General features: G+C 45.7%; 19 protein-coding genes and 1 pseudogene. 10 read left to right on the forward strand and 10 right to left on the reverse strand.

Going from position 1 to position 21,231, the window contains the following annotated elements; translation table 11 throughout:
* The first annotated feature begins 385 nt into the window (after positions 1–385).
* The 4 genes from M5J74_RS21065 (at position 386) to M5J74_RS21080 (ending at position 2,996) form a co-directional block, all read left to right on the forward strand.
* Entirely contained in the window at positions 386–754 is a 369-nt protein-coding gene (locus M5J74_RS21065; RefSeq protein ID WP_041462552.1) for an STAS domain-containing protein, read from the forward strand.
* Between the two features lie 279 nt (positions 755–1,033).
* A complete protein-coding gene (locus M5J74_RS21070; RefSeq protein ID WP_015155982.1) occupies positions 1,034–1,543 on the forward strand; it encodes a Mini-ribonuclease 3 in 510 nt (169 codons plus the stop codon).
* 24 nt (positions 1,544–1,567) lie between these two features.
* Positions 1,568–2,602 (forward strand): 23S rRNA (guanosine(2251)-2'-O)-methyltransferase RlmB, encoded by a 1,035-nt coding sequence (rlmB, locus tag M5J74_RS21075; RefSeq protein ID WP_106218208.1) that lies wholly within the window; start codon positions 1,568–1,570, stop codon positions 2,600–2,602.
* A gap of 91 nt (positions 2,603–2,693) precedes the next feature.
* Positions 2,694–2,996, forward strand: coding sequence for a DUF1816 domain-containing protein (locus M5J74_RS21080; protein ID WP_015155984.1), 303 nt, complete (start codon positions 2,694–2,696; stop codon positions 2,994–2,996).
* A 71-nt stretch (positions 2,997–3,067) separates the two neighbouring features.
* On the opposite strand, the gene M5J74_RS21085 is transcribed toward M5J74_RS21080, so the two are convergent.
* Positions 3,068–4,135 (reverse strand): SpoIID/LytB domain-containing protein, encoded by a 1,068-nt coding sequence (locus M5J74_RS21085; RefSeq protein ID WP_250013067.1) that lies wholly within the window; start codon positions 4,133–4,135, stop codon positions 3,068–3,070.
* Between the two features lie 106 nt (positions 4,136–4,241).
* Here M5J74_RS21085 and M5J74_RS21090 point away from each other — a divergent pair, with 106 nt between their 5' ends.
* Together M5J74_RS21090 and M5J74_RS21100 are read left to right on the forward strand one after the other, a co-directional pair.
* Entirely contained in the window at positions 4,242–4,454 is a 213-nt protein-coding gene (locus tag M5J74_RS21090) for a hypothetical protein (protein WP_250013068.1), read from the forward strand.
* Positions 4,448–5,990 (forward strand): annotated as a pseudogene (locus M5J74_RS21100) (TM0106 family RecB-like putative nuclease). Before M5J74_RS21090 ends, M5J74_RS21100 begins: the two are co-directional and overlap by 7 nt.
* A 21-nt stretch (positions 5,991–6,011) precedes the next feature.
* Here M5J74_RS21100 and M5J74_RS21105 read toward each other — a convergent pair.
* Complete coding sequence (locus M5J74_RS21105) at positions 6,012–7,055, reverse strand: glycosyltransferase family 2 protein (protein ID WP_371934066.1); 1,044 nt, start codon at positions 7,053–7,055, stop codon at positions 6,012–6,014.
* Between the two features lie 58 nt (positions 7,056–7,113).
* Positions 7,114–8,352, reverse strand: a complete 1,239-nt coding sequence (locus M5J74_RS21110; protein WP_250013072.1) for a glycosyltransferase — start codon at positions 8,350–8,352, stop codon at positions 7,114–7,116.
* Positions 8,353–9,016: 664 nt separating this feature from the next.
* Between M5J74_RS21110 and M5J74_RS21115 the strand changes: the two genes are divergently transcribed.
* Complete coding sequence (locus M5J74_RS21115) at positions 9,017–9,454, forward strand: peroxiredoxin (protein ID WP_015155989.1); 438 nt, start codon at positions 9,017–9,019, stop codon at positions 9,452–9,454.
* Between the two features lie 36 nt (positions 9,455–9,490).
* On the opposite strand, the gene M5J74_RS21120 is transcribed toward M5J74_RS21115, so the two are convergent.
* The 5 genes from M5J74_RS21120 to M5J74_RS21140 all read right to left on the reverse strand — a co-directional run bounded on the left by M5J74_RS21120 (position 9,491) and on the right by M5J74_RS21140 (position 14,277).
* Positions 9,491–9,865, reverse strand: a complete 375-nt coding sequence (locus tag M5J74_RS21120) for a hypothetical protein (RefSeq protein WP_015155990.1) — start codon at positions 9,863–9,865, stop codon at positions 9,491–9,493.
* Positions 9,866–9,911: 46 nt separating this feature from the next.
* Complete coding sequence (locus M5J74_RS21125) at positions 9,912–10,808, reverse strand: ABC transporter permease (protein ID WP_106168043.1); 897 nt, start codon at positions 10,806–10,808, stop codon at positions 9,912–9,914.
* A 118-nt stretch (positions 10,809–10,926) separates the two neighbouring features.
* A complete protein-coding gene (locus tag M5J74_RS21130) occupies positions 10,927–11,946 on the reverse strand; it encodes an ABC transporter ATP-binding protein (RefSeq protein ID WP_106168044.1) in 1,020 nt (339 codons plus the stop codon).
* A gap of 125 nt (positions 11,947–12,071) precedes the next feature.
* Complete coding sequence (locus tag M5J74_RS21135) at positions 12,072–13,046, reverse strand: heme o synthase (protein WP_250017156.1); 975 nt, start codon at positions 13,044–13,046, stop codon at positions 12,072–12,074.
* 280 nt (positions 13,047–13,326) lie between these two features.
* A complete protein-coding gene (locus M5J74_RS21140) occupies positions 13,327–14,277 on the reverse strand; it encodes a heme A synthase (RefSeq protein WP_015155994.1) in 951 nt (316 codons plus the stop codon).
* A gap of 561 nt (positions 14,278–14,838) precedes the next feature.
* Between M5J74_RS21140 and M5J74_RS21145 the strand changes: the two genes are divergently transcribed.
* From M5J74_RS21145 to M5J74_RS21155, 3 genes are all read left to right on the forward strand, one after another.
* A complete protein-coding gene (locus tag M5J74_RS21145; protein WP_106218212.1) occupies positions 14,839–15,924 on the forward strand; it encodes a cytochrome c oxidase subunit II in 1,086 nt (361 codons plus the stop codon).
* A 150-nt stretch (positions 15,925–16,074) separates the two neighbouring features.
* Positions 16,075–17,820 (forward strand): cytochrome c oxidase subunit I, encoded by a 1,746-nt coding sequence (gene ctaD, locus M5J74_RS21150; RefSeq protein ID WP_015155996.1) that lies wholly within the window; start codon positions 16,075–16,077, stop codon positions 17,818–17,820.
* A gap of 26 nt (positions 17,821–17,846) precedes the next feature.
* On the forward strand, positions 17,847–18,467 hold the full coding sequence (locus M5J74_RS21155) for a heme-copper oxidase subunit III (protein WP_015155997.1): 621 nt from the start codon (positions 17,847–17,849) through the stop codon (positions 18,465–18,467).
* A 108-nt stretch (positions 18,468–18,575) separates the two neighbouring features.
* Here the strand turns inward: M5J74_RS21155 and M5J74_RS21160 are convergent, their stop codons facing one another.
* Positions 18,576–20,093 (reverse strand): NAD(P)/FAD-dependent oxidoreductase, encoded by a 1,518-nt coding sequence (locus M5J74_RS21160; protein ID WP_250013074.1) that lies wholly within the window; start codon positions 20,091–20,093, stop codon positions 18,576–18,578.
* Entirely contained in the window at positions 20,075–21,220 is a 1,146-nt protein-coding gene (gene cobD, locus M5J74_RS21165) for a threonine-phosphate decarboxylase CobD (RefSeq protein ID WP_250013075.1), read from the reverse strand. The genes M5J74_RS21160 and cobD overlap by 19 nt, the downstream gene beginning before the upstream one ends.
* Between the last annotated feature and the right edge of the window lie 11 nt (positions 21,221–21,231).

Raw genomic sequence — 21,231 nt, forward strand, 5'->3', positions numbered from 1 at the left:
GTCTATCGTTTTAGTTTAGGAGACAAGGGGGACAAGGAGGACAAGGAGGACAAGGGGACAAGGGGGACAAGGAAGCAGGGGAGCAGGTGAGCATTGTGTGCAGGTGGGCTTCAGGTGCAACAACCAGCAACCACCCATTACCCATTACCCATTACCTGCAATAAATTCATAGTATTTTATACCCACAGAGACATGAGGAGTTAAAATTTAAAAACTAGGAGTGCAAAGGCAAGATCTGAAGCAAACAGAAATAGACAATGTTCTTTTTACTACCAAGCTCTTAGCCTCAAGCTTCTAACTTCTACCACGTGAGTGTAGACAACATCTCAACCAAGCATTTATACTTTAGCCTCGATTTGAAACAAGAAGTGGCGAGGAGGGAACTATCGCTGAGACACTAAATCTAACTGTTAGCCTGAGAGGAACTCGTGAGGTTCGGAGTAATTATCAGTTATTCCGGTTGACGGGTTTGCTTGATGCCTTTTCAGAACCAACCTTTCGCAAGGTACTCGGCAAGTATGTTGAAGAGGGACCAAAGCACATCATATTGGATTTGTCCCAAATTGATTTTGTCGATAGTTCTGGAATTGGCGCTTTGGTGCATTTGAAGAAGCAGACTGAAACTAACGGTGGGACTTCACAAATTGTCACCAATGCCCGCGTAACTCAAACAGTCAAGACAGTTAACCTAGAGCAATATTTAGGTTTACGACCGACTGTTGAAGCAGCTTTAGAAAATATTCAAGCATCTTGAGCGATCGCAGGCACTCTAACTTTAGCTATCCGGTTTTGCAATCTGGATAGCTTAATTTTTTGATATAAAAAACTTATCATAGGTTCAACCCCCTGAAATTGGGGATCGATCATAATAATGTAGTCACCGATCGCTGATGGCTGAAATTGGTAATTGGTAGTTGGTAGTTGGAGAGTAGCTTGTGTATTGAGTAGATTCTTGTTTCGGTCTAGCTACCAGCCACCGGTCACTGATAACTGACAACTGATAACTGACTGTTGAGGGGAGAATCCAAACGGAGTGGAACCGAAGGAGGACAATTTATTCGACGGCTCAGCTCGGGAAGCTCAGACAGATGTAGTCACTCAGTTGGAGTTGCTACCCAGTTGGTTGGCGATCGCTCCTGGGCAGCTACAACAACTCTCACCTATGGCTTTAGCATATTTGGGCGATGCGGTTTACGAGCTGTATGTGAGGAGCCACTTTTTACTACCCCACAAGCGATCGCAGGCTTACCACAACCTTGTCGTTGCTCAGGTTAGAGCCGAGGCACAGGCTTCGCACTTACGATATCTCACTCCATATCTCAATCAAGCTGAATTAGAAATCGTGCGTCGGGGACGCAATGCTACTGTAGGACGACCGCGTCGCGCCGCACCAGAAGTTTATCAACAAGCAACGAGTTTAGAAGCTCTCGTAGGCTATCTTTATTTAAGCGATCGCCAGCGCTTGTATCAACTCTTGGAGCAGTTACCATTAGCTCCTACAGAAACATTAAACTCCCCTAGTGTAAATAAAAATGAATACTAAGGCTATTAACAATAAGAAAAATTTATGGCAGAACCACCCAAATTAAAAGCCAAATCTAACCCTTCTGGAAAACCGCAACGTGGCAAACCAGAGCGTTATACAGGCAAGCGTGCCGATCTCAAACATAATGCCACTAAACAAGATGGGGAAAAACGTCATGTGGCAGGAAAGAAAGATTTCTCTCGACCAGTCTTAGCTAGTCCTACCTACAATACAGAACGCGACAAGACAGATCGTTTCTCGTCCCAAATTCCACCTTCCACATCAGAAGAAGAGAGCGATCTGATTTACGGTCGCCATCCCGTGCTGACAGCTTTGGAAACCCAACGACAGCTCAATCGGCTTTGGGTTACTGCTCGTCTGCGTTACGATCATCGCTTTCATTCTCTGCTCCAACAGGCAAAGGAGAATGGTACGGTCATTGATGAGGTTGAACCCAAACGCCTAGACCAAATTACCCATCACGCCAATCATCAAGGGATCGCCGCTCAAGTAGCTCCCTACGATTATTTGGAATTAGGAGGGCTAATTGACAAAGCGAAATCGACTTCTCAGCAACCCGTAATTGTTGCTGCCGATGGTATTACCGATCCTCACAACTTAGGAGCAATTATCCGTACCGCTGAGGCAATCGGAGCGCAAGGCTTAGTCATCCCTCAACGCAGAGCTGTTGGGATCACGTCTACGGTGATGAAAGTCGCAGCGGGTGCTTTAGAAACATTCTCTGTCGCCAGAGTCATTAACTTTAGCCGCGCTTTAGAAGAATTAAAAGCAGCTGGTTTCTGGGTTTACGGTACGGCATTAGAAGCGGAACAATCGATACAGACAGTTAAATTTAGTGGTCCTATTGTGCTAGTAGTTGGCTCGGAAGGGGAAGGATTGAGTTTGAGCGCTCAGCGCTGCTGCGATCTGTTGGTATCGATTCCCTTGTCAGGCAATACACCGAGTTTGAACGCTTCTGTCGCAACTGGTATGGCACTTTACGAAATTTTTCGCCAACGCTGGCAAAATGTAAATTATGTCAACATGGGTACAAAAAAAGATAAATTAGAAAACTAGCGATGAAATCTTTTTTACGAAATGTGACAATAGTTTACGATTTGTTTTGTTAGCCCGAATCCTTTACCACAAGCTGATAGGAAAAAAAGACATGAACCCAATTTGGAATCACACTAAAGAAAATCTGATTAGCTTCTTCCATAACTTCGGTTGGGCATGGTGGGTAGAAATTGATACCCAAAATCCCCGTTGTACTTACTACTTCGGTCCTTTTCTCAGCGCCAAAGAAGCGGCAGCTGCCCAGCGTGGTTACATAGAGGATTTGGAGCATGAAGGAGCGCAAGGGATTGCAGTCGAGATCAAACGCTGTAAACCCTCTCGGTTAACGATCGCCGATGATATAGGAGAAAGATCGGAACCGCAAATCAAGCCAATTCTCAGCAGTCAAGTGTAATTCTGAGAAAAGGCAAAAGTCAAAAGTCAGAAATCAGGAGTTGTTTTAGTCTCCCCTGCTCCTCTCCTGCTTCAAGGCTTGATTTCCAGCCTTGCTGTGGCGGTTTTGGGGTAATAGTGCGCCAGAATTTGCAGGTAGTTGTAGCCTTGTGCTGCCAGTCGATAGGCTCCTGTTTGGCTCATACCTTTGCCACCATGAGCTTTTTGAACGATCTCATCTGTCGCAGCGTAAAGCGATTCGACTACGCCGCCTTGATAGCTAATAATCTGCCCAGCAGTATCTTTGACAGCTTTTTGTGTAGTGTTGTACTCGCTGTTCATCCCTTTGTAAACTTGCCAGCGCTGGGTATTCCCGAGATTAAACCAGGAATTTGCCGGACGTACCATGTGAACCAAAGCATAGGAGCGAGCGGCGACGGCTTGAGCTTTAAGAGCTTCAGTAGGGGCGGAAGCGTGCATTTCGCTACCGACAACGCTGGCAAGATAATGCTCTAAATCGACATAGTTAACCGCGAGTAGCTTCTGTTGTCGAGCAACGAGCAGGAGTTTGCCTCTATACCAGCGATCGCCTACGTATACCACACCTCCTTTTGGGGGGTAAATCCAGACCGCATTGGGTAATTGGGCATTGCCAATTGTAATCCGATCTGAGTCGCTAGGCTGTACTGTAAAAGCCTGTCCGTTGGGCAGTTGCCGTAAGACTTTGCCGTTTGTTTCTACAACTTGGGCGGGAGTTGAGGAGCCAACAATTAGAGAATCTGCATCTTGAGCGATCGCCACGCGAATTTCTAAGCTTGGCGCAGCATATTGTGTTTTTTTGGCTACAGGCTGCCGTTTTCGTTTAATTTTTTGAGGTTGCTGTTTGTTCGTTTTATTGAGCGTTGGTGGCTGAGCTTTTGGTAGCTTGCTTTGCTCCTCCCGCCTAGCTTCTGCCTCCCATTGAGCGACACTAGAAACGTTATTCGCAACATTATTGTCAGATGGAGTCTCAGGAGATGGATCTGTTGCCGTAGTAGAAGTCGGAGAGAAAGATTGACTGAATAAAGGTAAAAGCAGAGGTACAGACGCGATCGGGATCAGCAACATCCCTAAATTTCCAATAACTTTGAATCCTCTATTTTGTCGGTCGAATCTACTCATATAGCTTTGCGTTTAGCTTTACGTTCATCAGTCGCGATCGTCAACCCGCCGAACCATCTGACGGTAGCACAGCAGAACTAAGTCATTTTAGCCGAATCAGCGATCGGTGACCAGTTTTCAGGGAGCGATCGAGCAGGGGAGCTTTAGGTGCAACAACCGTCAACTACCAACTACCAACACCCCACAACGCCAGTTGCTCATGGGGGGCGACGAAGTCCGCGATAGCGCCACCCCAAGACCGCACTGGCTCCCCCACACCCTATTCCTCAGCGCACTACACATCACTCATGGTTTTCCTGTTACGCTAGAGCTATGCTAATGACTGCTGAGCTGCTGCTACAATACCAACGTTGTAATCGTCGCCCATTTCTCGATCGCCACGGAGATTTGGCACTTAAAGATGCTCCTAGCGAACTGTTGCTGAAGTTACAACAGGACAAGTTCGAGCATAGACAAAGCATGATGGCAGAACGGATCCTATCAGCAACCTCAGTATTCTAAAGAGGATTGGCAAGCAGGAGCAACAGCAACTTGGCAGTTAATGCAACAGGGTGTAGAGCAGATTTATCGAGGAGTGATAATCGCCCGCACTTCAGAAGATGTAACGCTGCTCAGCCGTCCCGATTTGTTAATTAAACAACCAGGGCAATCGATTTTTGGAAATTGGATGTATATTCCAGCCCAAATTGAATTAGGTAAGCGCCCCAAACTAGAATATCAAGTTGTAGCTGCTTTTCACGGACAGGCGTTGGGCATGGTGCAGGAGACTACACCAGATCGAGCCTGGTTACTCTTGCGCCGGAAAGAGATGTATGAGGTAAGTTTAGCCAGAGTACTGCCGCAGATGCAGCAGATTTTTGCCGAGTGCGTCCAAACATTAGCAGCACCTCAAGCACCAGAAGTCTTTATTTCTCGCCAGCGATGCAGTTTATGCCGTTGGTATAGTTATTGCTCTGGCGTTGCTAGATCTCAACAACATTTGTCTTTACTGCCTGGGGTGACACCCAATCGTTATAAAGAGTTACAGGCGATCGATCTTGTCACGCTAGAATCTTTAGCTAAGGCTAACTCATCTGACTTAGCAAGCTTACGAGGTTTTGACAAAAAAATAGCTCATCATTTAGTATTGCAAGCGCAGTCAGTCTTGGAAAATCGCCCGATTTCGCTTTTAAGGGAGCAGGGAACAGGGAGCAGGGAGCAGGGGGACAAGGGGGACAAGGGAGATAGGGAGACAAGGGAGCAACTACCAATTACCAATTACCCATTACCAAATCCCATTGAAATCTACTTTGATATTGAGGCACAGCCAGATCTAAATCTTGATTACATGTTAGGAGTGTTGGTGGTCGATCGCCTGAAGCAAACGGAAACTTTTCATTCTTTACTAGCAGAAACACAGTCAGATGAAAGCACGATTTGGCAACAATTTTTAGACATCGTTGGGCGCTATCCACAAGCGCCCATTTTTCATTTTTTCTCGTATGAAGTCGAGACAATTAGACGCTTGGCTCAACTTTATCGGACACCAGCAGAACAAGTTAGATCGATCGTCGATCGCTGTGTTGATATTTACGAGCAGATCGCCCAAACTGTGGTGCTACCAATTGAAAGTTATGCTCTCAAAGCGATCGCCCGTTGGATTGGGTTTGAATGGCGCGATCCTCAAGCGCACGGTTCGCAGTGTATTTATTGGTACGATCGCTGGTTAGCAACAGGCGATCGCTCTTTTCTCGAAGCAATTGAACGTTATAACGAAGATGATTGTCGCGCGACTCGTCTGGTAAAAGATTGGTTAGAAACTTTCATCAAGCGGGAATTAGAAACGGATTTAGATCGAGTTTCTTTAGTATCTTAGCTGGCGTTTCTATTCCTGATTTCAAGCTGCAAAACCATTGTCCTGTACGTCGTTAGTTTGTTGCGGTTGCAGTTGAAATTTTTGCTGTTGTCGAGCGTGGCTTGATGTCAAGTAACGATTTAAGATGCGATCGAGAGGAACGAGAATTTTTTCTAGCCAGTGGCTTTTGATCCCAAAGGTGAGGCGGTGGCTGAGGGGATGAACGATTGTCCATCGCCGCCGCCAACCTAATTGTTTGTATTTTTGGAGAAAGTAAGCATCTTCAGCTAAATTCCACTTGTCACGCAAGCGATGCAAACTCGCTAATGTCCATGCATCACTCCAACGCAGCATATAAAAGTGTAAGTCCGTCCATTCTAAGGGTGGTCCTGGTACGTAAGTGACAAGGCTGCTGGGTTCAAAATAGACTTTACCTCCCGCCTCCCTGACACTCATGCAAAAGTCTAAATGTTCTTTCGTGTTCAGCATGGCTTCATCTAACAAACCAATGCGGGAAAAAATCTCTGTACGCACGAGAACGCAGTGAAATTCTGCTAATTCAGTTTCGTTACGGTGTAGGCGATCGCGGACTTCTACGACTCGTTTTCCCTGCTTGTACATCTTTTCTCGCAACCTGCGTCTGGGAGTTGCTTTATTTTTGTCAACCCAAATATGAGATTCGCCACCTGCAAAGTGGACGATTTCATGTATTGGTAAATCCTGACACATCAATGGTCCAACGACTGTAGCTTGTGTTTCTTCAGCACACCGCACTAAATTTTCTAGCCAACCAGGGGAAACAACCACATCATTGTCAGCGAATACAACATATGGAGTATCAACTTGACGCAAGCCTATATTTCTAGCTTGATTGGGAGAAAGATAGTAATCTGTTCTGATAATTTGAAAGTTTCTAACTCGCGCTTGTTCCTCTAAATATTGGCATACTTTTCTAGGAGAGTTGCCATCAATATAAACTAATTTAAAAGGAATTTGCGTATGTTCGTAGATACTTTCTAAAGACTCTTTAGTATAACTAAAACGTTCGCGAGGAGTTACTACAATGGTAACTTTGGGTAAATTCATATTTGCCATTTGTTGTTTGTCGTTTGTCATTTGTGAATAGCTAGTCGCTAGCCACTAGTCACTCTTCACTACTCACTTTCTGATAAATATCGACGAGTTCGTCGTTAAGGTTTTGCATATTAAAATATTTTTCTACTCGATCGCGACCAGCTGCACCTATAATATTCCATATCTCTGGATGTGCGATTAAATATTGTAACTTTGATGCGATCGCCTCTGTATCTCTTTCTGGGACTAAAAAGCCAGAAACACCATCTTCTACAAGTTCTGGAATTCCTCCGTGATAGGTGCTAATGACTGGTAAGCCGATCGCCATTGCTTCTTTTAAGACATTAACAGGAGCATCTTGATTGCCATCGCGTGCCGTAATACTGGGAGCAATAAATATGTGAGATGCTTGCAAAACTTCAATAATTTCCTGTCGATTTTTTTTACCTAATAGATGTACGATATTATTTAACTCTAGTTCTTGGATTAGTTGTTCTAGTTCTGTTTGTAAAGAACCGCAGCCAACGATTTTATACTCTAGATTAGGGCAAGATTTTACTATTTTCGCTACTGCGCGAATGCTGTATTCAATTCCTTTCTTTTCTACTAAACGCCCAATGGTAGCAATACATATTTTCTGATGAGAATGACGATAGCGGGGTGTATATTGGAAACGATCGCAATCAATTCCTGAGTAGTGAACGCAGATTTTTTTTTCGTCACAACCGAGTTTGAGGAGACGACGTTTAAAAAAGTCGCAATTTGGCAGAAAGAGATCGGCTTCTACAAAGGTGCGATCGTAAATGCGATCGCCATGTTCTTGAATGAATTGGCTGATATCGTAACCGCGAAACGATACGACTAATTTGGCTTGAGGAGCATTAATTGTCCGAAATAGCATACCCCAAAAACTTAAAGTTCCAAACTGACAGTGAACGATATCATATGCTCCTTTATCTGCACCAGCGATCGCGGCATAAAATAATCGTAAAGAAGTTGCCGATTTGCCATACTTGAAACCATTAAGCGATCGCAGTAATTTTCTAGGTGCTTTCGTAAAATTTATACTCAGTAAACCAATTGCTTTGAGCGATCGCTTCAGAAAGTTTTGGGGAATCTCTGGTAGATAATAAGTGCGTTCCAATAAACAATATTTTTCGACATCGGGATGTACTTTATTCAAATCACCTGGAGTGCAAGTATATATGTCTACTTGATGTCCGCGTTCTAGGAGTCCGGTAATTTGGTTAAGAATAAAGGTTTCTGAAAGTAAAGGAAAGTGATTGACAATAAATGCTACTTTTAGCATAGAGGTCGAGCGGGTATTTTAAGATAAAATTTTTGGTTCTGTCTATAGAAGACTGATGCTAATGAAGCAATCGGGAACTACGAGTTAGGGGGAGAATAAACGGATTTCTTATATTTTTTACCAAATTGCAGGAGCAATTGTATAATCTCACAAGTTACCTAAAATTCCTAGAGGAAAAAATTAAACCGAGTTCAATGCTAGTTGAATTTGGCATACCTCGATCGGTTTATTTCTACCCTTGAGAATCGGTAAGGCTTGCTACAAATTTTATCTTTTTTTCTGTTTTAAAGACAAACTAAAGCAAGTTGATAGTTTTAAATAAGATATTGAATAAGATGTTAATGAGTTTTCTATGAAATTAATGTGAGAAAACTCTTAGATAATTTAGACGTAAAAAGTTATAGTTAAAAATTCATAATTATGTATACTAGGATGCTTGACAAAGCCTCCCTTGGAGCTAGCTGCCACTGAACGGATCTCTCGCGATCGCTGAGTGTTAAGAAATTATGTTTAAAAATAGAGTTAAAAAAGATAACAATTATTGATAAAATAATCGAGACAGGAAATACAGTCAACTCTTATTCGATCGCCACAATAATAGTGATAGATAAGATATGTTTACTGTTAGTAGATTCAATCAAATTTTAGGGAGATACTGAAACTTATGGCTTTAGCAGTTGGTACGCAAGCACCTACATTTACAGTCAAAGATACTAATGGTAATACAGTCTCCTTATCTGATTTTGCTGGTAAAACTGTAGTTTTGTACTTCTATCCCAAAGACGATACACCGGGCTGTACGAAACAAGCTTGTAGTTTCCGAGATGCCAAGCAAACTTACAATGACAAAGACGTTGTAATCTTAGGTGTAAGCGTTGATGACGAGCAGTCTCATCAACAATTCACTGAGAAATACGGGCTGAATTTTCCACTTTTAGCTGACACTCAGCAGACTCTAGTTAAAGCCTATGACGTTGACGGTGGCGGCTATGCTAAGCGCGTAACTTACGTAATTGATGGGAGCGGTAAAATCGTCCACGTCGATAGCAGCGTTAATACCACAACCCATGCTAGTGACGTGCTAGCAGCATTAGGATTATAAAAAGTAAAAGGATGGCATTGCCATCCCTTTACTTACTTATTTTGGTTGAGGTGGATTAGCAGGATTGTTATTAGGTTGCGATGGATTTTGTTGCATCCTTTGTAGCTGCTGCTGGCGAAACTTAGCAGCGGCATCGTCCAAAGATTGATTTTGCTCGGTTGCAAAATCTCCCGCGGAGCGAATATTACCCATTTGAGCGCGGTGCATAATATCCATTAAACCGCTCATAGCGTCGCCAGTATCACCACGGGAAAAGGGATCGCGATTTTGTTCCTGATTCAGATCCCGCAGAGGTTCGGCATCTGAGGTTGCTTGCGCCCAAGTGGGTTGTGGTAGTAATAAGGTAGCTAAGCTCATTCCTACTACTGCACCGAAAAAGATTTTTGTCAGAGATGAAGCTGAGATTTTCATGGGGTGATAGCTCGCATAAATAAAAATAGGAAGATAGGCTTTGTACTTATGCTAGAGTCCGCCGCAGTAAGGGTTGAATGCTCAGCACAGCTACGAAGCTAAAACCGACCAACATCAGTATAGCTCCGCCAAATGTCACTGCACCCCAAGGCGCTTGCATGACTACATTACCTAAGTTCCAGCTATTGTGTAGATAGAGATAGCGGATCGGTTCGATCGCATAGCTTAATGGGTTAATTGTTGCGACAATTTGCAACCACTTAGGCATAAAAGACAAAGGCGCGAGAGCCGTGCTAGCAAATAGCAAGGGCAGTTGAGTCACGAAAATGACGGCAATCAGTTCTATATGTCCGGGTAAAGCGAAGGCTAAACCGAGACTTACAGCTGTTACGCCCAAAGCTAGCAGTAAAATAATTAAAGCGATCGCCCCCAAACCAGCTAGATTGGGTAAACCAGCCCCCAAAAAGGCAGCCGCCGCCACAATAACTGCTGCTTGCAACAAACTCTGACTGACAATAAAAATAGTTGAAGCTAAAACAATCGAGAAGCGCGAAGCCAGAGGAGCGACTAACAAGCGGTTTAAAAAGCCGAATTCGCGATCGAACATCACTGGTAATCCTGCATTTAGCGCCCCCCCAAAAGCAGTAAAAACGATCACGCCAGCACTTAAAAATTGACCGTAATTGGTGCTATCGCCAAACATTCCTTTGGGGGCATTTTGAAACAAAGCACCAAATAGAATCAACCACATGACGGGTTGAATAATTCCAGCAATTAAAGTTGAAGGACGGCGCTGTAACTGAATGAAAAGGCGGCGAGTCAATGCCAAAGTTTCTTGGACGAGTTCTCCTAGCCAGTTAGAAGTATCTTCTTTTTGAACTGCCGTCGATGCCAGTTGTTGCCAATTAGCATCAGATTTTGGAGGTATAAAAGTGCTGCTCATATTATTTTGTGTTGTTGGTAGTTGGTAGTTGGTAATTGGTAGTTGGTAATTGGTAGGTGTTAATAATGAGTTGCAAATGACCAATAACTATTAACCATTACTACCCGTTACCCATTACCTATCTCATATTTTGCTTTCTTTCTGCTTTGGGATCGCGGCTTCCGGCGGCGGCGAGTTCGGCATCCATCAGAGTGCGACCTGTGGCGGCGAGGTAAACGTCGTCTAAACTAGGGCGAGATTGGGAAATGCCAAAAATGGGCAAACCAGCAGATTTCATCGTTGCCTCAATTTGAGTTAAAGCTTCTGCTTGGGGTGTGACAACGAGATTGAGCGAGTTACCTTGAGCGCTATTGACGATCGCTTCTTGGACGAAGGGCAGCGCTGTCAGCATTTGTTTAGCTTTTTCTGCTTCTTCTGGGGGTGAAAACTCGCGGATGCGGAGGGTAATGCGATCGCCGCCTACTTTATCTTTTAATTGAGAAGGCGTACCGGAAGCAATAACTAAACCGCGATCGATAATTGCTACCCTGTCAGCCAATGCGTCAATTTCTTCTAGGTAGTGGCTGGTGATTAAGACGGTAGTTCCCAATTCGCGCAATTGACGTAAAAAATCCCACACGACAAAACGGCTTTCGATGTCGAGTCCAACGGTGGGTTCGTCCAATACCAAAACATCGGGAGCGTGTAGCAAGCCTGCTGCCAAGTCTAGACGCTTACGTAAACCGCCGGAGTACGTACCTGTCTTTTTGTCTGCATACTCCTGCAAGCCCAGTAAATTTAATACCGTATCGATCCGCTGTTTGACTACGGCATTGGGTAAGTGATAGAGAGCTGCTTGTAGTTGCAACAACTCTCGTCCCGTTAGCACTTTATCGGGAGCGACTTCCTGCGCGACATATCCCAATCTCCGTCTAGCGGCTCTAGGGTTATCTAATACCGAAATTCCAGAAACTTCTACTACTCCTGCATCTGGTGTAGAAAGGGTACACAAGATGCGCAAGGTTGTAGTTTTACCCGCACCGTTGGGACCGAGTAGACCAAAAATCTCCCCAGCTTCGATCGCAAAGGAGATATCTTTGACAGCTTCAACACTGCCATAGCGCTTTTGCAAATTTTGGATGAAAACAGCAGGAGCCATAGGAGCTTTTTCTCGCTAGCAGCGATACAAATCTAAATACTTCCTGTCTTCATCATAGAAGAGTGAGTAGTGAGTAGTGACTAGTGGCAAGAAAATAGATTGACTAGCCACTAGTCAAAGCACCACTATCTAGAAATGAGAATCGTGCTGATGATGGTGTTTAAGCTGGAAGCTAAAGCGTTTGCAACCTGGTGGGTGAAGGGTAGGCTATCGACCACCATGCCCGCACACAATAGCATCATGTAAAGGATGGAGTAGAGGAATAGCGATCGCGCTTGGATTTTACAGGTGGGATTTTGCCATAACAGCCAAGCTTTACGCACGAAGATGCTACCAAGAATCAAGGCGATCGCGCCGTAGAGAAGACCGCACGATTGTAGGGGATAAATCAGTAAAAACGTGGCGGGGATCAGAATTAGGGTGTAGAACCAAATCTGCTGCGCCGTAGTCTCGTCGCCCGCTACGACAGGTAACATCGGTACGCCTACTTTGGCGTAGTCTTCGCGGATCATCAATGCTAGCGCCCAGAAATGAGGTGGTGTCCACAGAAAGACAATGGCGAAGATCGTCCAAGCCGTCCAGCTTAAACTTCCCGTCACCGCTGCCCAACCAACTAAAGCAGGAATTGCCCCTGCTGCACCACCAATGACGATATTTTGAGGGGTATGACGTTTGAGAAAATGGGTATATATGGCAACGTAGAAGACAATGCCAGACATTGCTAACAGAGCAGCTAGCAAGTTGGCAAAGACTGCTAAGAGAGAGAAAGAAATTGCTGCTAGGGCGATCGCAAAAATTAGGGCGTGGTGCGACTGTACTCGTCCTGAAGGAATTGGACGGTGGCGGGTTCGTTCCATCGCATAATCGATATCTCGATCGTAAATACAGTTGACGGTTTGGGCAGCAGCAGCAGCAAAAGTTCCCCCAACTAGGGTGACAACGAGCAATTTTGGCTCGACTCGTCCTTCGGCTGCAATCCACATACTGCCAGCAGTTGTAATCAGAAGTAGAGGTATAATCCTCGGTTTAGTTAGCTGATAGTAGCTATGAACGACTTGAAGAAAGTTTTGATGGTGTCTAGAGACATCTGCCCCGATCATAAAATTCACACCAAATTCCGTTTATTTTGAAACCAACACATTATCAGAAGGCAGGAGGGTAGAAGCAAAAGCTATAAGTGCTTTCGCCCACCACGCACCACTTTTTACCGATTGCTAATCACCACTCACCAGTCACGAGTCAAAATTCACTAGGCACTGATAACTATGTACAGAAGTGACATGTAACATCTCTACACTTTGTACAGACGTTACACGTAACGTCTCTACTGGTCACTGATAACTGGTCGTTGTGACCGTGATGGTCGCTGCACCTTTGCGTTTACGCAGCGGGGCGATTTAGCCCAGCACGATCGCTGCGCGAACCGCCGTAAACATCGCGAATTGCCAGTACGGTGTAGCCAACCAAAACACCTAGTAAGGCTGCACCAACAAACTGGTGCGATACGGTCAGTGGTTCTACTTGTAAATGCAAGCGGAAGGTGGCAAGTCCTAAAAGAATTTGCAGTAGGATTAGTCCGCCAGCCATGTTTGCCAGTCGGCGCAACGCGGGATGCAAAGCCGGAGTTCGCCAAGATAGTAACACTAAAACCAAGGTGGCTAGCGTTGGGGGAACCACACCCCCGATGTGACTGTACATGACGCTACACAATTGCTGTCCGGTTAAGCATTGGTGTAGCGCCCAGCGCGAACCTACTAATGCGCCAAGCAAACTTTGCACGTAGACTAACACAGCAGCAGCCAATCCCAACCAAGCCAATTTACCTGCGTTACCAGTTCCTTGATAAGGCGTGAGTGCCGTGCCAATAACCAGTAATGCACTAAAGAATAAGAGCGCCGTTCCCAAGTGCGCGGTGACAATATCGAATCGCAGTAATTCCGTAACTGTCAGTCCGCCCAAGACCCCTTGAAAGACAATCAGGCTAAGGGCAAAGATCGCCGCCCAAGGTAGCCAGCGGGGGAGAAAGTTACGGTTCCACCAACTCACGACTGTTAGCGCGATCGCCCCTAGCCCGATTAAAGCTGCATCTAGGCGATGAAACCACTCTAAAAATACTTGAAAATTCATCTGTTGAGTCGGTACGAGCGTACCGTAACACAGGGGCCAGTCTGGGCAAGCTAACCCAGCATTCATTACCCGCGTAGCACTACCAATCGCCATCAAAATCAAAGTTGCTACGCATAATTTCCACACCAATCGCCGAATTCTTTCCCGTGGCTGGGACTGCTCGATTGTGTCTGTGTTTTGTCTTTGCAGGACGAACTCAGTCATGGACTGTACCTTAATTGCCTGTCTTCAAAGAGTTGCCAGTATCTAACCAAGTATTTACAAATATGTAAGTGCTAGCTCACCTTCCACCCTAGCGCATCGTCGCGAGGTGATTTGGTTAGCCATATACCTAATGTGCCGGATTGCCGTAGCTTAGCCCCTAAGCTTTAGAGATTTTTAAATTGTTCTACTCCGTTACATTTGTTCATGGTTGATAGATAACCAACTCAAACTTGAGCTAGATTCGCTTAGGTAGTCGATTCGATTGAGACGGGAATCAGTTGTCAGTTATCAGTTATCAGTGACCAGTAGAGACGCTACATGTAACGTCTCTACGAAGTTAAGTTATCAGAGACCAATTAATTTTGACTTGTGACTTGTGACTTGTGACTTATGACTTGTCCCCTCCCCTAGCCCCTCATCTCCCTGCTCTACCCACAGAAAAGTTCCAAAAAAATCAGAAAAAATTAACTTGAGGATCGGCAGGTTTTGGGCTGGCTGCACTACCTTGGTAAGTGAGTGTGGCTAATTGTTAAGAAGCTAAAAATTATCAAATCCTTAACCGTGAACATTCCTAGTTCTATTTGGACGCTATTAATTGGCATCGTCTTGACTCTGACAAGTCTGTGGTACGGTCAGAATCACGGGTTACTACCCACGGCAGCCTCAGATGAAGCCACCTTGGTTGATGGGCTGTTCGACACAATGATGACGATTGGCACGGGTCTGTTTGTGCTGGTACAAGGCATATTGATCTATGCTGCCTTTAAGTTTCGCCGTCGCCAGGGCGATAACACTGATGCGCCTCCCGTGTTCGGTAATATTCCTCTAGAAATTCTGTGGACGGCGATCCCGGCAATTATTGTCATCGGCTTATCGATCTACAGCTTTGATGTCTACAACGAAATTGGTGGTTTCGATCCCCACAGCGCTCACGAAGCCCCTATTGCTGGGCAAGCAATGAAAATGCCAGGGGCAGCGATTGCGGCAACATTGAACGATACGCCGCCTAGCACCGAACCCAACGCGAATCAAATCAAGTCGGATGAGGCAATGTCAGATCCAGCCACAGCCTCCGTCCGCAACTCCGACCAAATTCCTCAAAAGCGCGATGCTCCTGGTATGGGTATAGTCTCTCCTGGCATCGGTGCCAGCCCAGATAACGAAGGAAAAGTCCCAGGGCTAGCAGTCAACGTCACTGGCTTGCAATATGCTTGGATTTTCACCTATCCAGATACGGGCGTGGTGGCTAGTGAATTGCACGTTCCTGCGGGTAAAGAAGTGAAACTAGACATGACAGCAAACGATGTCATTCACGCTTTTTGGGTTCCAGAGTTGCGTTTAAAACAAGATGTGATTCCTGGTAGACAAAGTGAAATTCGCTTCACCCCAAAAATTGTAGGGGAATATAAAGTGATCTGTGCTGAACTTTGCGGTCCTTATCACGGGGCGATGAATACCAAGTTTATTGTGGAAACACCAGAAAACTTTGACAAGTGGATGCAGGAACAACAAGTCGCAACTAAGGGCAATCTAGAACAGGCGATCGCCCTAAATGCCGCAGATCGTTCCCCCGCTGAATTTCTCTCCCCCTACACCGCGCAAATGGGAATTCAGCCCGAAACCCTTCATCAACTTCACCATCACTAGTGTTGAGATTTTAAGGACAAGGGGGACAAGGGGGACAAGGAGGACAACGGAGACAAGGACGATGAAGCAACAGCCAAATCATCTCCTTTTCCTTCTCTCTGTTGTATTCCCCTACTCCCTACTCCCTACTCCCTACTCCCTTTTTTTGCTATGACTCAAGCACAAATCCAACGATCGGCTAACTTATCTATCTTGGAAGCAGAACCAGGAGAAAGAAAGTGGCGCGATTACTTTACTTTTAATACCGACCATAAGGTAATCGCCATTCAATACCTGGTGACAACGTTTGTTTTCTACTGTATCGGCGGCGTAATGGCTGACATGGTGCGGACGGAACTGAAAACGCCCGAAGTCGATTTTGTCAGCCGCGAAGTGTATAACAGCTTGTTTACACTCCATGCCACGATCATGATTTTTCTGTGGATCGTGCCAGCAGGGGCGGGTTTTGCTAACTTCCTGATTCCCTTGATGATTGGGGCAAAGGATATGGCATTTCCGCGCTTGAACGCTGTCGCATTTTGGATGATCCCGCCTGGAGGGATCTTACTCATCAGCAGTTTGATCCTGGGCGACGCCGCTGACGCTGGCTGGACTTCTTATCCTCCCCTTAGTTTAGTCACGGGACAATTAGGCGAGGGAATTTGGATTATCAGCGTTTTGCTGTTGGGAACTTCTTCAATTTTGGGGGCAATTAATTTCCTCGTCACCTTGTTGAAGATGCGGACACCAGGTATGAGTACGACGCAAATGCCCCTATTCTGTTGGGCAATGCTGGCGACTTCTGCCTTGACGCTCGTTTCTACACCAGTGTTAGCAGGTGCTTTGATTCTGCTATCTTTCGACTTATTTGCTGGCACGGCATTTTTTAATCCCACAGGTGGTGGCGATCCGGTAGTTTACCAACATATGTTTTGGTTCTACTCGCACCCTGCGGTGTACATCATGATTCTGCCCTTTTTCGGGATCATTTCCGAGGTGATCCCCGTTCACTCCCGCAAGCCAATTTTCGGTTATAAAGCGATCGCCTATTCGAGTTTGGCAATTAGCTTTTTGGGATTGATCGTCTGGGCACACCACATGTTTACCAGCGGTATTCCTGGTTGGTTGCGGATGTTCTTCATGATCACGACGATGATCATTGCTGTACCTACGGGGATCAAAGTTTTTAGTTGGTTGGGGACGATGTGGGGTGGTAAAATTCGCCTCAACAGTGCGATGCTGTTTGCGATCGGCTTTGTCAGCCTGTTCGTCATCGGCGGGATCAGTGGTGTCATGCTGGCTGCCGTACCGTTTGACATCCACGTTCACGATACCTATTTTGTCGTCGCTCACCTGCACTACGTTCTATTTGGTGGCTCGGTCTTCGGAATCTATGCTGGAATTTACCACTGGTATCCCAAAATGACGGGACGGATGATGAATGAATTCTGGGGTAAGGTTCATTTCGCTTTGATGTATGTTGGGATGAACTTGTGTTTCTTACCGATGCACAAACTCGGACTGATGGGTATGAACCGCCGGATTGCCGAGTATGATGCCAAGTTCGCTACGCTGAACTTTGTCTGTACGATGGGGGCTTACTTACTAGCTATCTCCACCGTACCGTTCATCATTAATGCGATTTGGAGTTGGATGTACGGTCCCAAAGCTGGTAACAATCCTTGGGAAGCACTAACCTTAGAATGGATGACAAGCTCGCCACCGGCGATCGAAAATTTTCATGGATTTCCCGTACTAGCAACTGGTCCTTACGATTACGGTATGGACAGACCTAAATCTGAGGTCGATGTTCCCTTGGCTGATGAAAGAGAACCGGCTTTAGCTGCTGGACCCAAATCGGCTTTACGTGCCGATCCCGACCCAAATGTAGCTGCCAATCCTGAAGATCGTAAGTAGAACTCCCACTCCCTACTCCCTAAATTATGCAAAGTCCAACCATAGACCCAGCAAAAACGGAACTTAATTACCACCACAAAGCAGAAGCCGCTCATCATGAAGAACATCCTGATTTTCGGATGTTTGGCTTAGTCATGTTCTTAATCGCAGAGGGCATGATTTTTCTTGGCATGTTTGGCGCGTATTTGGCTTATCGCTCCACTTTACCCAGTTGGCCTCCCGAAGGAACGCCAGAATTAGAACTTCTACTACCAGGAGTCAACACGATTATCCTGATTTCTAGTAGTTTCGTGATGCATAATGCCGATACCGCAATTAAGAAGAATGATGTCACGGGTATGCGTACCTGGATGGCAATTACAGCAGCGATGGGGATTATTTTCCTATCAGGACAGATCTACGAATACAGCCATCTAGAGTTTGGTTTGAAAACGAACTTATTTGCCAGTGCATTTTATGTTCTGACTGGTTTCCACGGACTTCACGTGACTGTTGGCGTATTGGCAATCTTAGCGGTTTTGTGGCGATCGCGTCGCGCCAACCACTACAGTCAAGAGCATCACTTTGGTGTAGAAGCCGCCGAACTTTATTGGCACTTTGTCGATGTTGTTTGGATTGTTCTGTTTGGTTTGTTGTATTTGCTTTAATAGTTAACAGTTATTAGTGTCGTCTGCTGTTAACCGATCTAAACTGAAGATATCTTACATTTTGCACTTGGTTGAAATTAGCCCCTACATAGGGGTTTTTTCTTATTGCTACACCCTGCACCCTATCTTGGCAAGCAGATTTTGCAACCAATTTTTTTGACCTAGTGGAGTAGAAAGATACTCGCTGGCAGTTTGGGCTAAAATTTCTCCCCAACTGGGATAGACGGAAACGAGATCGGCAATTGAGTCAATTTTTAGTTTTTGGGCGATCGCTAAAGCAATAACATTAATTAACTCCCCTGCTTGAGAGCCAATAATTGCCCCACCTAAAATTGTGCCATTACGCCGCACGACTAATTGACAAATCCCCGTCATTTCATCCTGAATTTGGGCTATTGCTAAAGTCTTAAAATAATGCTGTAATACCAAGACATCATTGTCATATTTCCGTCTGGCTTGAGCTGCTGTAAAACCCACTCGTGCTAGGGGTGGATCGGTACAGACTAACCAAGGAATATTGCGATAATCAACTTGAAACTGCGCAGAAAATAAAGTATTTTGTAAAGCATTTTGCAGGGCAATTTTAGCTTCATAATTGGCAATATGAGCGAATTGATAACCGCCGATCGCATCCCCACAAGCATAAATGCGTGAATTTGTCGTTTGCAATTTTTGATTCAAACGCAGGCGATCGCGTTGCGTTTTCACTCCCACTGCTGCTAGATTGAGCTGTTCGAGTTCTGGCTGTTGTCCGGCACAAAGTACAATTTCATCAAATTCCATAGCTTCGCGATCGGCTTGAACCCATTTTTTGCCCTCAATGCCCTTAACTTGAGTCACGGTAGTATTGGTGAGAACGCGCACCCCCTCAGCTTCGAGAATAGCTTGCAATAGCTGAGCAATTTCTAGATCTTCTCTGGGTAAGATGTGAGGACGCTGGACAATTAAAGTGACATCTAAACCCAATCGTGCTAATGCTTGTGCCAACTGACACCCATTTGGATCGCCACCGAGGATTGCCCAACGTTTGGGTGGGTTCGGAGAAGTCAATGAGGATAAAACTTCGGTAGCGGTTAAGTATCCTGTAACCGCTAGCCCTTCAATATCGGGAACTATCGGACGTGGGTTGGTGGCAATCAGATATTTCCGCGCTGCCAAGCCACGATTATTCACTACAAAGCTCAGATTTGGCTGAGCGACAAACTTACCCTGCCCTAGAATAAAATCAACTCCTAAAGCAGCTAAAACAGTAGGTGAATTCTCCTCTGCTAAATTTGACTGGACGTTTTGCGCCCACTGCATTACCCGTTCCCACTGAATGGAAACTTGACAGTCATCGATCGCCTTTTCATGAGTCGAACGCAAGCCAAAATTTCCCATCTTTTCCCATTGTCGAGCTAATTGCCCTATGTATGAAAGGGAGTCGGGAGTCGGTAGGGGCTGGTTTAGAAACCCGCCCGTACGGGAGTCAGAAAATTTTGAATTTTGAATTTTGAATTTTGAATTTTGAATTGCTCCCTGCTCTCTTTCTACTAAAGCTACAGTAGCATTCTGTTTTGCGGCGATCGCGGCGGCGTAGCGTCCGGCTGGGCTACCGCCAATAATAACTATGTCGTAATCTGCCATAGTGCTTTGATGAGGCGCTCGTTTTCAGTTGTAGAGCGCACGGCAACCCGAAAATAGCGATCGCCCAGTTCGGGAAAACTAAGACAATCTCGGATTAAAATTCGCTCGTGTTTTAATAGCTGCTGTTGGAGTTTTGAACTCGGTCGCTCAGACTCTACCAATAAAAAGTTAGCAGCACCAGGCAGAGGTTGCAATCCTGGAATCTGAGATAACTCCTGCTCTAATCGCGATCGCGTAGGTGGTAGCCATGCCCAAGTTTGCTGCTGAAACTGGCTATCTTGAAGTACCGCGATCGCCGCAGCAACGGCAAGAGTATTGACTGCCCAAGGATCGCGTCGAGCCAGCCAACAATTAAGACGTTCGGGATGGGCGATCGCGTATCCCAATCGCAGCCCTGGCAAGCTGTAAAATTTAGTCAGCGATCGCAAAATGACTAAATTAGGATATTTCTGCACCAATGGGAGCAGACTTTGTTCCGCTGCTGGTGGTAGAAAATCCATAAAAGCTTCATCCACCACTACCAAAGCAAATTGTTCTAAATAGGGCAGAATTTCTTCTCTACGCCACAACCACCCCGTAGGATTGTGCGGATTGTTGAGCAGCAAACCAGAATTTGGAGGGGCGAGGAGCGAGGAGTGAGGAGTGAGGGGAATTGTGAATTGTTCCCCTGCTTCCATGTCCCCCTTGTCCCCCTTGTCCCCCTTGTCCCCCTTGTCCCCTGCTCCCAACTCCCGACTCCCGACTCCCGCTCTTAACGGACACTCAACCACCTTTGCACCAAAAGCTTTCAGCGCCCGCCAGTAGTCGCCAAAAGCTGGAGTCACGAGGTAAGTTGCAGCTAATTCAGATAAATCCCAACCCGCCCACGTAAGTAAATCTGCCGAGCCATTCCCCGGCAGAATCCATTCTGGTGATAACTGATGCACCTGCGCTAGAGCTGTTCTCAGTTCGCTGTAGTTGGGATCGGGATAGGAACTGAGTTGGCTTATGGCAGATTGAATCGCCGCGATCGCGCTTTGGGGTGGTCCCAAAGGGTTGATACTAGCCGAAAAATCGAGAATCGCTTCGGAGTCACAACCCGCGATCGCTGCTGCCCAAGCTAAATTTCCTCCATGTACAGGTTGCATCCAGTTCGGGT

The sequence above is a fragment of the Chroococcidiopsis sp. CCNUC1 genome, from assembly GCF_023546805.1.
In the GTDB taxonomy this organism is placed as follows: Bacteria; Cyanobacteriota; Cyanobacteriia; order Cyanobacteriales; family Chroococcidiopsidaceae; genus Chroococcidiopsis; species Chroococcidiopsis thermalis.

Bases quoted from the DNA above. Each gene is read 5' to 3' on its own strand.
- M5J74_RS21130 (WP_106168044.1), bottom strand. From the start codon at position 11,946: ATGGCTCCTGCTGTTTTCATCCAAAATTTGCAAAAGCGCTATGGCAGT.
- rlmB (WP_106218208.1), top strand. From the start codon at position 1,568: ATGGCAGAACCACCCAAATTAAAAGCCAAATCTAACCCTTCTGGAAAA.
- M5J74_RS21105 (WP_371934066.1), bottom strand. From the start codon at position 7,055: ATGAATTTACCCAAAGTTACCATTGTAGTAACTCCTCGCGAACGTTTT.
- M5J74_RS21160 (WP_250013074.1), bottom strand. From the start codon at position 20,093: ATGGCAGATTACGACATAGTTATTATTGGCGGTAGCCCAGCCGGACGC.
- M5J74_RS21140 (WP_015155994.1), bottom strand. From the start codon at position 14,277: ATGACTGAGTTCGTCCTGCAAAGACAAAACACAGACACAATCGAGCAG.
- M5J74_RS21120 (WP_015155990.1), bottom strand. From the start codon at position 9,865: ATGAAAATCTCAGCTTCATCTCTGACAAAAATCTTTTTCGGTGCAGTA.
- M5J74_RS21135 (WP_250017156.1), bottom strand. From the start codon at position 13,046: ATGATCGGGGCAGATGTCTCTAGACACCATCAAAACTTTCTTCAAGTC.
- ctaD (WP_015155996.1), top strand. From the start codon at position 16,075: ATGACTCAAGCACAAATCCAACGATCGGCTAACTTATCTATCTTGGAA.
- cobD (WP_250013075.1), bottom strand. From the start codon at position 21,220: ATGCAACCTGTACATGGAGGAAATTTAGCTTGGGCAGCAGCGATCGCG.
- M5J74_RS21125 (WP_106168043.1), bottom strand. From the start codon at position 10,808: ATGAGCAGCACTTTTATACCTCCAAAATCTGATGCTAATTGGCAACAA.
- M5J74_RS21115 (WP_015155989.1), top strand. From the start codon at position 9,017: ATGGCTTTAGCAGTTGGTACGCAAGCACCTACATTTACAGTCAAAGAT.
- M5J74_RS21110 (WP_250013072.1), bottom strand. From the start codon at position 8,352: ATGCTAAAAGTAGCATTTATTGTCAATCACTTTCCTTTACTTTCAGAA.
- M5J74_RS21155 (WP_015155997.1), top strand. From the start codon at position 17,847: ATGCAAAGTCCAACCATAGACCCAGCAAAAACGGAACTTAATTACCAC.
- M5J74_RS21085 (WP_250013067.1), bottom strand. From the start codon at position 4,135: ATGAGTAGATTCGACCGACAAAATAGAGGATTCAAAGTTATTGGAAAT.
- M5J74_RS21080 (WP_015155984.1), top strand. From the start codon at position 2,694: ATGAACCCAATTTGGAATCACACTAAAGAAAATCTGATTAGCTTCTTC.